Origin of the sequence: Streptococcus thoraltensis DSM 12221, from assembly GCF_000380145.1 — a bacterium.
GTDB lineage: Bacteria > Bacillota > Bacilli > Lactobacillales > Streptococcaceae > Streptococcus > Streptococcus thoraltensis.
Genome location: NZ_KB904590.1, coordinates 1 through 14,641, shown reverse-complemented (window position 1 = coordinate 14,641; position 14,641 = coordinate 1). Strand labels below are relative to the sequence as shown.

The window sequence follows — 14,641 nt, the reverse complement described above, 5'->3', positions numbered from 1 at the left end:
TAAACAAAAGGTCTATTAAACAACATGGAAGTTCCATCAATGATTAGTAATAGATAATTAAATTTTGGGAATAAACAAAAATGAACAGCTCCCTGTCAAGTGGACAGTGAAATAATAAAAGATTAAGCAAGGGTCTTGTTCCTCATTTCAAGTGGGGCAAGGCTCTTGTGCTACTCTTGAAAAGGTCTGTCATTCTAAAAGTAGATGTAGGATTTAATGTCTGTGACTAAGTCTTCAAAGGTTTTGTAAGTTTTAAAAGCACAACACTTCGTATTAAAGTGCCCGAAGAGGTTCTCAATTGGTGCATTATCAATGCACTTGCCAATACGTGACATAAATTGAGTAATCTGATACTGTCTAGTAACCATGTGATATTCTTGCGAAGTATACTGTGATTCACTATGAAGAAGTTGTTTAATACCCAGTGCTTTGGCTAGTGTTGCCATCCCCAGTGGATTGTTATTATGTTGGCTGATATGGGTAGGATACGATAGAAACATCATAGAGATTGTTAATGGCACTTGAGCCCCCCAATCCGTAGGTCATAAATGTGACATCGGTGCACCATTTCTGGCGCCCCAGCAGTGCCATTCCGATTAAGGAGATTCTCCTCAACGTTCACAAAACTAGTTTTTGTATGGTAGCCATTAGAACGACGAAGAATACATTGAGAGCCTAGAATACGCAGAAAACGACGAATTCGCTTCTCATTATAATTCACCCCAATATGACGGTTCACAAATCGCGTCATCCGACGATAGCCCAAAATGCCATTGTACTTGGTGTCTAAGTCTTTAATCATTAACAATCGTTCTCGGTTGTTTTTTCATTATCCGTCTCTTGATGGTTTAGTCATTTGTAGTAACCCGAACGAGAAACACCTAGAATAAGTCACCATTGACTAATAAAGATTTCTTTTTTCTCGTTAGAATAATCCTTAATGGCTTGAAAATACGTAAGCGACGACCAAGTCTTACCGTCGGTTTCGACGTTTGATTTCTTCTAGCTTTTTTAGCAGACCAACTTCCGCTTCGATATAACGGTTACGTTCCTTAAACTATTTTGGGTTATAACTTTTCTTTGAGAGTGAGATTTGGCTTACTGTCAAGCCCGTTACCACGGTGGTCTTCTAACCCTTGACTGTCCTCTTCTCCTTCTCGAACTTTCTCACCCAAGAGTAGACCCAATGGTAGGAAGTCCCATACCTCTCAATCTCTGTCCAGTAGTCCTTATGATGGGAAATCGTGACGTTGACAATCTCAATGCGTTCTTCAAATCTTGTCTGACGTCCATGTTTCATTTTGGGAAATCCTTTTCTAGTCGCCTTCAGTTCTTTACCACTAGTATGACGTTTTATTCATTTTTGAGAATGCTTCGGCTAGAAATATAGCTTTGTCACAATATTGTATTGACTTGTTTTAGCTTCCAGATAGTCACGGATAGCTTGTTGTTCTTTCAAGACTTGACTGTAATGCTTCCAAGTTCGGTGGTTCCTCAATCCTTCAGTACACCCCTTGTTTGTATCTTTGAGTCCAGTCTCTAATGGCTGTGTCACTGATAATATCAGTTTGAGTCAGTTGACGCATTAATTTTTTATGTTTTAGATAGAGTTCTACAATCATCTGCTTTTCCGCTCCTTATATCAGACTTTTTTTGACATACGAAAACTCCCCTCATAGCTTTCGGTGAAATTTTTATTTTTTCACTGTCTACCATAAGGGGAGTAGGAGTTATATCATAAGACGCCATTTCATTTTTTCTTCTTTTTAAAGAGTGATAAGGGAAATTGTTGCATGATACTAATAGCGATAGTAATAGCAAAGGCTGTTATAAAAGATGTTCTCATGTGTGTCATGGCTAGTTCGTGTGAGCCCGTCAACATGAAGTAAATGCCACGGTAGAAACTTAATCCAGGAATCAAGGGAAACATACTGGTTGCGAGGAAAATAGTCATAGGTGTCTTTCGTCTAGCAGCTAGGATTTTTGAAATCAAAGTAGCAAAGAGACCGGGAATGAAAATTGCGATGATATCCATTCCGAAGTTCTCTTTCAAAATCAGATAAAGCAACCAAGAGATGGCACCGATGATGCCAATATCAAGCAAATAACGTTTAGGGACATTATAGGTGATTGAAAAAGCAACAGTACCAACCCCCGCAGACACTGTCCGTATCAAAAAACCAATCGCCGTAACAGTCTCGGTTGAGAAAGTTCCCGTCATTTGATCTGCAAAGGGAAGGATTTCAGTCGTACCAGCTACGCCAGCTGAAATAGAGATACAGGTCATGAGCGCAGACATAAGTAGGGTAAAACCGATTGAGAAATTATTGTGGGAAATCTCTCGAATGGCATTGACGAAGAACCCCCCTGGTACCATAATCATCAAGGCACCTAAGAGAATGATACTCTTTGTCTCTCCAAGTCCGAGAAAATAAAATAAGTTGACGGATAAACTGACTATAGAACTAGCTAGAATGGTTGTTAGAAAGGGAGTGTGAATACGAGATGAACCCACTTGGATAAACCAACCAGCTAGAAGACCAGCGATAGCAGCTGTTAAAGAATCGATGGGCGAGCTTCCCAGTGCTAGAGAGAAACCACCAGCACCAAAGAAATAGGCTGCCAAAATAGTCCAGATAGAGTAGAGGGATCTGTCATTGATTTCTTTTAAACGGTGAAAGACATATGAAGGGGTTACCTTGTTCTTTTTCGAAAGGCTCCTAGAAAGAGCGTTGACAGCCTCTAGTTTACCTAAATCAATGGCAGTCTCATTGACATTCATAACCTTTGATTCCTGATACCCCAGTTGATTGGTGCCTGAGGCGATGATGCCTTGATTGACCACGTAAACCTCAAATTGCTCAATATCTAAAGAGTCTGCAATATGGTTCATAGTAGTTTCAATGCGGAAAACTTCAGCACCTGACTCCATGAGGATACGTCCAGCAAAGAGGACGGCATCTATTTCATTTTTAAGGGTAGCAACTGGACGTCGTTTCATTTGCTTTCTGGCTCCTATTTCTTAAAATATCCCAAAAGTAAAGGGAAATCGCTCTAAGATTTTGACTCTACTTTTACTGTTTGTCCTTCTAGAGACAAATTGTATCTATCATTATAAAAGGTGACTTCCCTTTTGACAATGCTTAAACCAAAATTCTTTAAAAAATTTAAAAATCCCTTGATTTTATAAACAGAAGTGGTAAGATAGAGGATAACATTTTGAATTTTTGGATAATTCAAAAAATAATTTTTCAAGGAGAGCGTTATGACAACTAATAATATGTCCAACTACAGTTACGGAGTGGATTGCTTTCAGGAAATTCCGCAAGTTCTGAAGTCCTACCATGTTAGGAGCGTAGCGCTCATTGGTGGAGAGAAGGCTTTAGCCACCTCAGCTGACCAAGTGGTCGCTATCTTAGAAGAAAATGGCTATGAAGTGACTGGTCAGTTTATTTATGGGACAGATTCGACACAGTCAAATATCGACAAACTTGTCGCTAATCCAGATGTAGCTCGTGCAGATATTATCTTTGGATTTGGTGGGGGGCGTGCGCTGGATACTGCCAAAATGGTGGCACATGAGTTAGCAAAAGATATTATGACCTTCCCAACTATTTGTTCTAATTGCTCAGCAGGAACAGCTATTGCCGTGATTTACAAAGATGATCATAGTCTTCTTAAATACGGCTATCCTGAAACGCCAGTTCATATCTTTATCAACACTAAAGTGATTGCAGAGGCACCAGCCAAGTATTTCTGGGCAGGCATTGGAGATGGCATTTCTAAAGCTCCTGAGGTTGATCGTGCTGCTTATGAATATGAACAGCGTGGTGGTAAATTGTCACATACAGGTGTTTTAGGTCGTGCAGTAGCTCTCTCTTCAAAAAATGCTTTCTATGAATATGGTCAAGAGGGTTTGCAAGATGTTGAAAATAATAGACCGTCAAAAGCGGTAGAGGAAATTGCTCTAGCTATCCTTGTTTCTACAGGCTATGCCTCAAACTTGGTTAACCAACCTGATTTTTATTTCAACTCTTGCCATGCCCATGCTTTTTACAACGGAACGACAATTGTTCAGCGTGAAGGTGAGCATCTTCATGGTGCGGTGGTATCCTTTGGCGTCATGGTTCTTCATGCTTACTTTGATGAGATGAAAGAGTTGAGTAAAGTGGCTCATTTCAATAAATCACTGGGTTTACCAGTAACTTTGGCAGATATAGGCTTGACAGAGACAGATGTTGCAGCAGTGCTTGAGTTGGCGTTAACAACCAATGAGTATAAACACACACCATTTGAAGCGGAGCGTTTTACAGGAGCCATCCTAAAAGCAAATCAAGTGGGACAATCTTTAGTGGCAGTCTGAACTTATTCAGAAAAAAAGACTAACATTACTTACAAATCTTCCTTAATATAGGCTTAGCTGATGAATTAAGGAAAGCATTTCACAAGGGATTGCTTATTTATTGAGAATTCACAATAAAAGTTTTGACGAAAGACCTTTTTTAGCGTAGAATAGAAAGGAATGATAACATAAGGAGAATAGACCTTGGAATTAGAAGTATTTGCTGGTCAAGAAAAGAGCGAACTTTCAATGATTGAAGTTGCTCGTGCAATTTTAGAAGAACGTGGTCGCGACAATGAAATGTATTTCAGCGACATGGTGAATGAGATCCAAGTCTACCTTGGAAAAACGGATGCTGACATTCGTGAGTCTCTTCCATATTTCTACTCAGATTTGAACATTGATGGAAGTTTTATCCCACTAGGTGACAACCGCTGGGGACTTCGTTCATGGTACGCTATCGATGAAATTGACGAAGAAATCCTTACCTTTGAAGAAGAAGGTGAAGACGCACCAAAACGTAAGAAAAAACGTGTTAATGCCTTTATGGATGGTGATGAAGATGCCATCGATTACAACGCTGATGATCCAGAAGATGAAGACTACACAGCTGAAACAGAAGCAATCGAGTATGATGAAGAAAATCCAGATGATGAAAAATCAGAGGTTGAGTCATACGATTCTGAGTTGAATGAAATTATCGCTGATGATGATGTTGTTGAAGAAGACGTTGAGTTAAACGAAGAAGATGACGAATTTTCAGACGACGAAGACGTTGAAGAATAAACGTAACCTGTCAGTCACATCAAATGCATGAAAAAATTATGCTTTTGGTATAGTGATTTTTCATCAACAACATAATCTTTTTCAGCAAAGTTTTATAGTATAACCAAGCTGACATCAAGCAAATGATTCTGTTTGAATGTAAAAACAGTGAACATATCTAAAAAATGCATGTATCTAAAAATGGTTACATGCATTTTCTTTATGCGCATGTCGTAAATAGGTATCACGACAAACACATGAAACAGTTATTTCTGAATGATACCACAGTTAAAAATAGACGATTTTGTAGTTTTTCCATAGTAAAATCTACAGAAAAAAGAATACAGCTCGTTGAGATACCTGAACGTTGAAAAGCAGAAAAACCTTATTTTTACCCTACAAATCTTTCATACGTTTGCCCTGAAATAAACGCTTGATTCGGTTGACAAATCCCTAACTTTTATTTATATTAGTTTATGGGCACCTCTTTAGAGGTCAGATAAAGCTCCCTAGTTATTACTAGGGGGCATTTTTATTTTGATTTGGAAAAAAGATAGTAAGACAATGTTTTAGCTTTGCCTTCTGTCCTTTCTAGTCAGTCTACCCTATTATAGTCTTTTGCATTAACTTTGATACTTGGTCACTGTCGACTTGCCGTACTCAAGCACTGTTCTGCGTCTTTTCTGTTCCTTGTTCTGCAAGTTAATTTATTTGACTATATATTGTGAGCTTGGCGCAATTAACCTCGTTTGAGAGATTAGTTGTCGTCATTATTTATTTTTTTAAACGAAGGAGTTTCGCGTTAATGACAAAGTATATTTTTGTTACTGGTGGTGTGGTATCCTCTATTGGTAAAGGGATTGTGGCAGCCAGTCTTGGTCGCCTGCTAAAAAATCGTGGTCTTAAAGTCACCATTCAAAAGTTTGATCCTTATATCAATATCGACCCGGGAACAATGAGTCCTTACCAACATGGTGAAGTTTATGTGACAGACGATGGTGCTGAAACTGATCTAGATCTTGGTCACTACGAGCGTTTTATTGATATTAACCTTAATAAATACTCAAACGTTACAACGGGTAAAATCTACAGTGAAGTTCTCCGTAAAGAGCGTAAAGGGGAATACTTAGGAGCAACCGTTCAGGTTATTCCTCATATTACAGATGCTTTGAAGGAAAAAATCAAACGCGCTGCAACAACAACAGATTCAGACGTTATCATTACCGAAGTTGGTGGTACGGTTGGGGATATTGAAAGTCTTCCTTTTCTTGAAGCCCTCCGCCAGATGAAGGCTGATGTTGGTTCAGACAATGTCATGTATATCCATACAACTCTTCTGCCGTATCTCAAGGCGGCGGGTGAAATGAAAACTAAGCCAACCCAACATTCTGTTAAAGAACTTCGTGGTCTTGGTATTCAACCCAATATGTTAGTCATTCGTACAGAACAACCTGTTGAGCAAGGCGTTAAAAATAAATTGGCACAATTCTGTGACGTTGAGCCAGAAGCTGTTATCGAGTCAATGGATGTGGAACACATCTATCAAGTGCCACTTAATATGCAAAAGCAAGGGATGGATCAAATCGTTTGCGATCACTTAAAAATCGATGCACCAAAAGCAGATATGAGCGAATGGTCAGCAATGGTTGATAAGGTTCTTAATCTTAAGAAAACAACTAAGATTGCCTTAGTTGGTAAATACGTTGAATTGCCAGACGCTTACTTATCAGTTGTCGAAGCGCTTAAACATTCAGGGTATGTCAATGACTCAGCTATTGATCTCAACTGGATTAATGCCAATGATGTGACTGCTGAAAATGTTGCTGAATTACTTGGTAATGCTGATGGTATCATTGTACCGGGCGGATTTGGTCAACGTGGCACAGAAGGTAAAATTCAAGCCATCCGCTATGCGCGTGAGAATGATGTTCCAATGTTGGGAGTCTGTCTTGGAATGCAGTTAACCTGTGTTGAGTTTGCTCGGCACGTCCTTAATATGGACGGTGCCAACTCAGCTGAATTGGATCCAAAAACACCATATCCAATTATTGATATCATGCGTGATCAAATTGATATTGAAGATATGGGTGGAACACTTCGTCTTGGTCTTTACCCATGTAAATTGAAACCAGGATCAAAAGCAGCCGCAGCTTACAATAACCAAGAAGTGGTGCAACGTCGTCACCGTCACCGCTATGAATTTAACACGACATTCCGAGAAGATTTTGAAAAAGCTGGTTTTGTCTTCTCAGGAGTTTCTCCTGATAACCGTCTTATGGAAATTGTTGAAATTCCAGAAAACAAATTCTTTGTGGCAGCGCAATACCATCCGGAATTACAAAGTCGTCCAAATCATGCTGAAGAGCTTTACACCGCCTTTGTTACTGCAGCTGTGGAAAATCGCGGTGAACAGTGATTTGAATTTGACAAAACATTAGTGCTATAATAATACTCAAAGAAAATCAATATCAGAAGAAGCAGGTTAAGAAAGTTTAGGCTAGCGTATAGTTTTTAACTAAAACTAGCTTTCTTTTGATTGTAGATGAGTATCATCTTGAAAAGAGGTTGGTTATGGCATCTTTATTGCTCCCTTTGCTGGAACGTGTGGGGCTCATCATTTTATTGGCTAATCTATTAATGATTAGCCCTTTTTATAAGAAGATGATGTATCACCGTAAGGAAACAAAGGCTAAATGGCTTCTGATTGCAACTTTCAGTGTATTTGCAATTATTTCTAATTTTACAGGTGTCCTAGTGACATCGCCTACGAGCATTGATAGTGGTAATGCAGTCAGCTTGACGTCTCACGCTTCGATCGCTAATACTAGAACTTTAACAATCGGAATGTCAGGGTTGATTGGTGGTCCTTTTGTCGGCATTTTTGTTGGTTTGATTTCAGGGACTGTTCGTTGGCTACAGGGAGGAAGCGTTCCTTATACTTATTTTATTTCCTCACTTTTAATCGGTCTTTTATCAGGTTTTGTTGGGCGTATCAGCTTGCGTAAAAATACTTACCCAGCCATTTGGCAAGGTAGTCTTTGCGGTGCCATGATGGAGATGGTCCAGATGCTTTGTATCTTAATTTTTCTTCCCAATAAGGCTAATGCTATCGCCTTGATTGAAACCATTGCACTGCCTATGGTTTTGGTTAATGCTTTAGGAACCGGCATTTTCCTCTCAATCATCTTGGGAACCCTTCGTCAGGAAGAGAGCATGAAAGCTATCCAGACCCATGATGTTTTGGAGCTGGCTAATACGACTTTGCCTTATTTTAGACAAGGATTGACCCCTGAGTCTGCGGTCAAGGCTGCTGAGGAAATTAAACGGTTTATGCGAGTATCAGCAGTTAGTGTGACCAATCGCCAGTCGATTTTAGCTCACGTTGGAGCGGCTAGTGACCATCATATTCCTACAAAGAAGATTATCACTGACTTGTCCAAAGAAGTGATTGAAACAGGTGAAATTCATGTGGTAAGACACAAATATGATATCGGTTGCCACTATCCTGATTGCCCTTTATCTGCAGCAATTGTGGTTCCTTTAATTGTTAAGGAAAAAGTTCTTGGCACTTTTAAAATGTATTTTACCAATGCAGATGATTTAACCTATGTTGAAGAACAGTTGGCAGCTGGTTTGGGAAATATCTTTTCATCGCAACTAGAATTAGGTCAGATGGCCTTGGAGCAAGGACTGTTAAAGGATGCAGAAATCAAGTCCCTTCAAGCCCAAGTCAATCCTCATTTCCTGTTTAATGCTATTAATACCATTTCTGCTTTGATGCGTATTGACAACGAAAAAGCGCGCCATCTGCTCCTGCAACTAGGAAAATATTTCCGCTCTAATATCAAAAGCACTCGTCAAAATGTGATTAGTGTTGAGGATGAATTAGCCCATTTGCAAGCCTATTTATCCATTGAACAGGCTAGGTTCCCCAATCGTTACCAGATTGATATTGACGTTTCAGAAGACTTATATCAGTCGGGGATTCCACCCTTTGTGATTCAGATTTTAGTGGAAAATGCTCTAAAACATGCCTTTTCAGGGCGCAAAAAAGACAATCATGTTTGGGTACGTTTGACTCAAGTTGATCAGAGTCATCTATCGTTGGAAGTCCGTGATAATGGTTCTGGTATTTCTAAAGAACTTCAAGACAAACTAGGTAAGGAAGTAGTGCCTTCGCAAAGAGGAACAGGATCAGCCCTGGAAAATCTCAATCGCCGTCTTGTAAGCTTGTATGGAGAAAAGGCTCAGTTTGCAATTGAGTCCAACCAATCGGGAACCTGCTTCAAAATGATTTTGCCCAATAGACCAGTAGAGGAGAGTGTATGATGAAAGTAGTTGTCATTGATGATGAACCCTTAGCACGTATGGAGTTGTCATACTTGCTCGAACAGACCAATGATGTGGAACAAATTTGGGAAGGTGAGTCTATTGACGATGCCTTCCAGTTGATTTTAACCCATCAGCCAGATCTGCTTTTTCTTGATATTCATTTGACGGATGAGAGCGGACTCGATTTAGCAAAGAGACTAAGCAAGGTTCCGCAGGCGCCTTTGATTGTCTTTGCGACAGCTTATGATAATCATGCTGTAGAAGCTTTTGAGGTCAATGCCTTAGACTATATTCTCAAACCTTTTGAACAGGATAGAATTCAACGAACTATCAACAAAGCTAAACAGACGCTATCGGCTGAAGTGGAACATTTAGAAAAGACATCTGGAAAGTCTAGTCAACGTCTAACGGTTGAGACGGATGAACGCATCTACTTGATCCCTTTTGAGGATATTATTTACTGTGAGGTGCAGGGAAAAGAAACAACCGTTTATACCAAAACAACCAGTCATACAAGCCATACCAGCCTATCAGCTATGGAAAAGATGCTAACAACAGACCGATTCATGAAAGTTCATCGAAGCTATTTGATTAATCAGGATCAAATCAAAGAAATTCAACCTTGGTTCAACCAAACCTACCAAATTACCATGACCAATGGAGGCAAGGTTCCCGTTAGCCGATCTTACTTGAAAGGGTTTAAGGAACGTTTAGGCTTATAAAGTGCATTTTAGGAAGCTAAAACTGCATTTCATACCAAAAAGAAAGCGTTTTACACCAAAAAGAGCCGATCAGCTCTTTTTTTAGTTATACTTAAACCATCAAAAGCAAGACGAAAAGTTAAAAGGAGTTAGCCATGAAAAAACATTACTCAGTTCTCTACCAAAGCGTTGTCCTCGGTCTTATCGTTCTTATCTCAAAAGTGATTGAAACCTTCCTTCCATTTACAATGCCATCTTCAGTTATCGGCCTTATCTTATTATTCTTGGCACTGACTTTCAAAGTTATCAAGTTAGAACAAGTTGAAAAAGCTGGAACAGCTTTGGTTGATAATATTGGTCTCTTCTTTGTGCCAGCGGGCATTTCAGTGATGAATTCCTTTGGGATTTTAAAAGCTCACTTCATTCTCAATATTCTTTTAATCTTCATTTCAACTTTGATTCTCTTAGTAGCAACTGGTTGGATGACTCAAGTGCTTATGGCGGCAAATCCTGTTACTCTTGTGACAACTGTCAAACAGTATTTTGCTAAGAAAAAACCAAGCGTTCAAAACAGATTAAAAACAAGCGACTCATACTGGAATAACTAAGGAGGTAATGACATGGATGCATTTATAGACGTTTTAAAAGAATCTCCGATGTTCGGTGTATTACTTACCATCAGCACTTTTTTCATCGGCCAAGTCCTCTTTAAAAAATCCAAGGGTTTCTTCCTTTTTGCCCCTCTCTTTGTTGGAATGGTCTTGGGGATTGCGACACTTTTAGCAACAGGCATTAGGTTTGAAGAGTATAATAAGGGTGGTCAAATTGTTAGTTTCTTCCTTGAACCAGCGACTATCGCCTTCGCTATTCCCCTTTACAAAAGACGTGATGTCCTAAAAAAATATTGGTTTCAAATTGTTGGTGGGATAACTTTGGGAAGTGTCGTTGCCGTCTATGGTATTTATATGGTCTCAACCATTATGGGTTTAGGACGTCAAGTGACAGCCTCAATGTTACCACAAGCAGCAACAACAGCAATTGCTATGCCAACGTCAGTAGCTCTTGGTGGATCGGGTGAATTAACATCACTAGCTTGTATCTTAAATGCTGTTATCATCTATGCCTTGGCAAAACCACTCTTGAAAGGCTTTAAAATCAAAGATCCAATCGCGCGTGGCATCGCCCTTGGAACTGCTGGGCATTCACTAGGTGCCTCAGTTGCGCAGGACATGGGAGAAGTAGAAGCGTCAATGGCCTCTATCGCTCTGGTACTTGTCGGTGTCATTGTTACCGTTGTTGTCCCAATCTTTGGAAGTATCTTAATGTAAGAAGAAGGTATAGGCACACAGATTGAAGAAAAAGTTCATTTTGGACATTTTTCTCCAATCTTTTTTCGTTATCATCAACACCCCCAGAAAACTCGGAAATATAGTCTTTTGAATTAACTTTGGTACATCGTCACTTTCGACTTGCTATACGCGAGTACTGTCTGCGTCTTTCGTTCCTTGTCTGAAAGCTAATTCATTTGACTATAACAGTGTTTCTAAAAGGTTGATTGCCATTGATCACCCTGCAAGATTTCCCGAATGATAAAATTTTCAGGGATTTTTCTAGATTTTGGGTGCTACAGGCTCTTTTCATTTTGGAAAATTCTCTGTACAATAAGAGTATGAAAAAATGGATTATTACTCTCATCACCCTGTTTACACTTGTTTTGTTGATTACTGCTGGCGCCAGTGCTTACTTTTTCCACGTGGCACAAATTCGTGCTAAAAAAGATTTTATCAACAACAAGCCTCGTACACCAGAAAGTTCACTTTATAAAGACGAACAAGCGTTTAATCAATTACCTAAAGAAAAGCGTTACATAACTAATCAAGGGCTAAAACAAGTCGCCTGGTATGTCCCAGCTGAGAAAAACTCAGATAAGACAGTCGTTGTCGTTCATGGATTTACCAATGATAAATCGGACATGAAACCGTACGCCTATTTGTTCCATCAGTTGGGCTACAACGTTCTTATGCCTGATAACGTCGCCCACGGAGAAAGCCAAGGAAAAATTATCGGCTATGGTTGGAACGACAAAGATAATGTCATCAAGTGGACAAATAACCTGACTACTGAAAATCCTAATCAAAAAATCACTCTTTTTGGCGTTTCCATGGGTGCTGCAACGGTTATGATGGCTAGTGGTGAAGCACTTCCTAAACAAGTGACAACTATAATAGAAGATTGTGGCTATACAAGCGTCTGGGATGAGCTTTCTTATCAAGGTAAAGAGATGTACAATTTACCGCAGTTTCCAATTCTATATGGAGTGTCAGGAATTTCTAAGCTCTTAGCTGGCTTTACCTATGGTCAAGCGAGTTCGCTTAAACAGTTAGCAAAAAATGACTTGCCAGTATTATTTATCCATGGAGATGCTGATAAGTTTGTTCCGACAGACATGGTATATGATAATTTTGAAGCTAGCAAAGGCTCCAAAGAACTTTACATCGCAAAAGGCGCCAAACATGCCAAATCTTTTGAAAAAGACCCACAAACCTATCGCAAAAAAATTGAAGATTTTTTGAAAAAATATCAAAAATAGTGTTGACACATTTCTTAACAGCTGATATAATAATTCTTGTTGTTAAGAACAGCGGAAATGGCGGAATTGGCAGACGCGCAGGACTAAGGATCCTGTGACCGCTTTAGGTCGTGGGGGTTCAAGTCCCCCTTTCCGCATTGCAAACCAGGTCTTTGACTTGGTTTTTATTTTTGTCGGTCAGAGAAAAAGGTCAAAATAGTTATAGTCAAATGGATTAACTTTCAGAACAAGGAACAGAAAAGATGCGGACCGTACTTGAGTACGGCAAGTCGACAGTGACGATGTATCAAAGCTAATTCATTTGACTATATTTTTTATTATGTTAAGAACAGCTGTTGGCACAAAGTTTTATAATAGGGAAAGAATAGGGATATATTTCTCATTTTTTTATTAGAAAACGCTTAACTTAGAAGAAAACTGGTTTTTTAACCTTATTTGTGCTAGAATATAGAGCGTAAAGGGGAATAATCCCCAAAAATATAGAGGAGGCCTTTATAATGGCAATCGTTTCAGCAGAAAAATTCGTCCAAGCAGCTCGTGACAACGGCTATGCTGTAGGTGGATTTAACACTAACAACCTTGAATGGACACAAGCTATCTTGCGTGCAGCAGAAGCTAAACAAGCTCCAGTTCTTATCCAAACTTCAATGGGTGCTGCTAAATACATGGGTGGTTACAAAGTGTGTCAATCACTTATTGCTAACCTTGTAGAGTCAATGGGTATCACTGTACCAGTTGCTATTCATCTTGACCACGGTCACTACGAAGATGCACTTGAGTGTATCGAAGTGGGTTACACTTCAATCATGTTTGATGGTTCACACCTTCCAATCGAAGAAAACCTTGAAAAAGCTAAAGAAGTTGTTGCTTTAGCACATGCTAAAGGTGTTTCTGTAGAAGCTGAAGTTGGTACAATCGGTGGTGAAGAAGATGGTATCATCGGTAGCGGTGAACTTGCACCAATTGAAGATGCTAAAGCTATGGTTGAAACTGGAATTGACTTCTTAGCTGCTGGTATCGGTAACATCCACGGTCCATACCCAGAAAACTGGACAGGTCTTGACCTTGACCACTTGCAAAAATTGACAGAAGCTGTACCTGGTTTCCCAATCGTGCTTCACGGTGGATCAGGAATTCCTGATGATCAAATCAAAGCAGCTATCAAGCTTGGTGTTGCTAAAGTTAACGTTAATACTGAAAGCCAAATCGCCTTCTCTAACGCAACACGTGCATTTGCTCGTGCCTACGATGCAGACGAAGCTACTTACGATGCTAAGAAACTCTTCGACCCACGTAAGTTCCTTGCTGACGGAATCAAAGCTGTTCAAGGTGCTGTTGAAGAACGTATCGACGTCTTTGGTTCAGCAGACAAAGCTTAATTTAACATCAGTTATATTATCTAAAACCAGCCGTAAGGTTGGTTTTTTGCCGTTACAGACTTAGAATTGTAGATAAATTTATACTCTTCGAAAATCAAAAGCAGACCTTGTTGACTTGATTTGATGACCTTCAGTTCTATCTGCTATCTGTGTCGCCTGGTCTATTTTTGATTTTCATTGAGTATTAAAATACAGTCTTTTGAATTAACATTAATACATGGTCACTTTCGACATAGTCAAGACATTATCACTTTCGGATGGCAAAATTCAAGTCCAAGTTAGCCAGCGTATAACACCTCTCTGGGAGTTTTGTAATCTAATACTTTCTTAGGATAGTTATTGATCCAATTTTCAATGAATGTGACCTGTTTTTGGGTCGCATTTTTACTTCCCTTTGGTAACCAACGTCGAATCAAACGATTATGGTTCTCATTGGTCCCTCTCTCCCAAGAGGCATACGGGTGGGTATAGTAAATGTGCTCAGGGTCAAAAACCTCAGATAAGCGACTAAATTCCGTTCCGTTGTCAGCCG

The 14,641-nt window shown here is 39.5% G+C and carries 11 protein-coding genes, 1 tRNA gene and 1 pseudogene; 10 read left to right on the top strand and 3 right to left on the bottom strand.

Features of this window, described 5'->3' with window-relative positions; translation table 11 throughout:
- Window positions 1-170: 170 nt before the first annotated feature.
- Together A3IA_RS12495 and A3IA_RS0103515 are read right to left on the bottom strand one after the other, a co-directional pair.
- Window positions 171-1,622 (bottom strand): annotated as a pseudogene (locus A3IA_RS12495) (IS3 family transposase).
- Window positions 1,623-1,750: 128 nt separating this feature from the next.
- The gene (locus A3IA_RS0103515; protein WP_018379965.1) at window positions 1,751-3,001 is read right to left on the bottom strand and encodes a threonine/serine exporter family protein; all 1,251 of its coding nucleotides are present in this window, start codon (window positions 2,999-3,001) and stop codon (window positions 1,751-1,753) included.
- A gap of 264 nt (window positions 3,002-3,265) precedes the next feature.
- Here A3IA_RS0103515 and A3IA_RS0103510 point away from each other — a divergent pair, with 264 nt between their 5' ends.
- The 10 genes from A3IA_RS0103510 (at window position 3,266) to A3IA_RS0103465 (ending at window position 14,109) form a co-directional block, all read left to right on the top strand.
- Complete coding sequence (locus tag A3IA_RS0103510) at window positions 3,266-4,363, top strand: iron-containing alcohol dehydrogenase family protein (RefSeq protein ID WP_018379964.1); 1,098 nt, start codon at window positions 3,266-3,268, stop codon at window positions 4,361-4,363.
- A 183-nt stretch (window positions 4,364-4,546) separates the two neighbouring features.
- On the top strand, window positions 4,547-5,128 hold the full coding sequence (gene rpoE, locus A3IA_RS0103505) for a DNA-directed RNA polymerase subunit delta (RefSeq protein ID WP_018379963.1): 582 nt from the start codon (window positions 4,547-4,549) through the stop codon (window positions 5,126-5,128).
- 784 nt (window positions 5,129-5,912) lie between these two features.
- Window positions 5,913-7,523, top strand: coding sequence for a CTP synthase (locus A3IA_RS0103500; RefSeq protein ID WP_018379962.1), 1,611 nt, complete (start codon window positions 5,913-5,915; stop codon window positions 7,521-7,523).
- A gap of 155 nt (window positions 7,524-7,678) precedes the next feature.
- Window positions 7,679-9,436: a sensor histidine kinase gene (locus A3IA_RS0103495; RefSeq protein ID WP_018379961.1), complete on the top strand. Its 1,758-nt coding sequence runs from the start codon at window positions 7,679-7,681 to the stop codon at window positions 9,434-9,436.
- Window positions 9,436-10,161, top strand: a complete 726-nt coding sequence (locus A3IA_RS0103490) for a LytR/AlgR family response regulator transcription factor (protein ID WP_018379960.1) — start codon at window positions 9,436-9,438, stop codon at window positions 10,159-10,161. The genes A3IA_RS0103495 and A3IA_RS0103490 overlap by 1 nt, the downstream gene beginning before the upstream one ends.
- Before the next feature lie 134 nt (window positions 10,162-10,295).
- The gene (lrgA, locus tag A3IA_RS0103485) at window positions 10,296-10,748 is read left to right on the top strand and encodes an antiholin-like murein hydrolase modulator LrgA (RefSeq protein WP_018379959.1); all 453 of its coding nucleotides are present in this window, start codon (window positions 10,296-10,298) and stop codon (window positions 10,746-10,748) included.
- Between the two features lie 12 nt (window positions 10,749-10,760).
- Window positions 10,761-11,468, top strand: coding sequence for an antiholin-like protein LrgB (lrgB, locus tag A3IA_RS0103480; protein ID WP_018379958.1), 708 nt, complete (start codon window positions 10,761-10,763; stop codon window positions 11,466-11,468).
- A 341-nt stretch (window positions 11,469-11,809) separates the two neighbouring features.
- Complete coding sequence (locus A3IA_RS0103475) at window positions 11,810-12,730, top strand: alpha/beta hydrolase (RefSeq protein ID WP_018379957.1); 921 nt, start codon at window positions 11,810-11,812, stop codon at window positions 12,728-12,730.
- A 51-nt stretch (window positions 12,731-12,781) separates the two neighbouring features.
- Window positions 12,782-12,867 (top strand) — tRNA-Leu (locus A3IA_RS0103470).
- Between the two features lie 360 nt (window positions 12,868-13,227).
- Window positions 13,228-14,109: a class II fructose-bisphosphate aldolase gene (locus A3IA_RS0103465; RefSeq protein WP_018379956.1), complete on the top strand. Its 882-nt coding sequence runs from the start codon at window positions 13,228-13,230 to the stop codon at window positions 14,107-14,109.
- 278 nt (window positions 14,110-14,387) lie between these two features.
- Here A3IA_RS0103465 and A3IA_RS11765 read toward each other — a convergent pair.
- Window positions 14,388-14,641, bottom strand: a 254-nt coding sequence (locus A3IA_RS11765) for an IS30 family transposase (RefSeq protein WP_018379955.1), incomplete at its 5' end; no start/stop codon positions are given.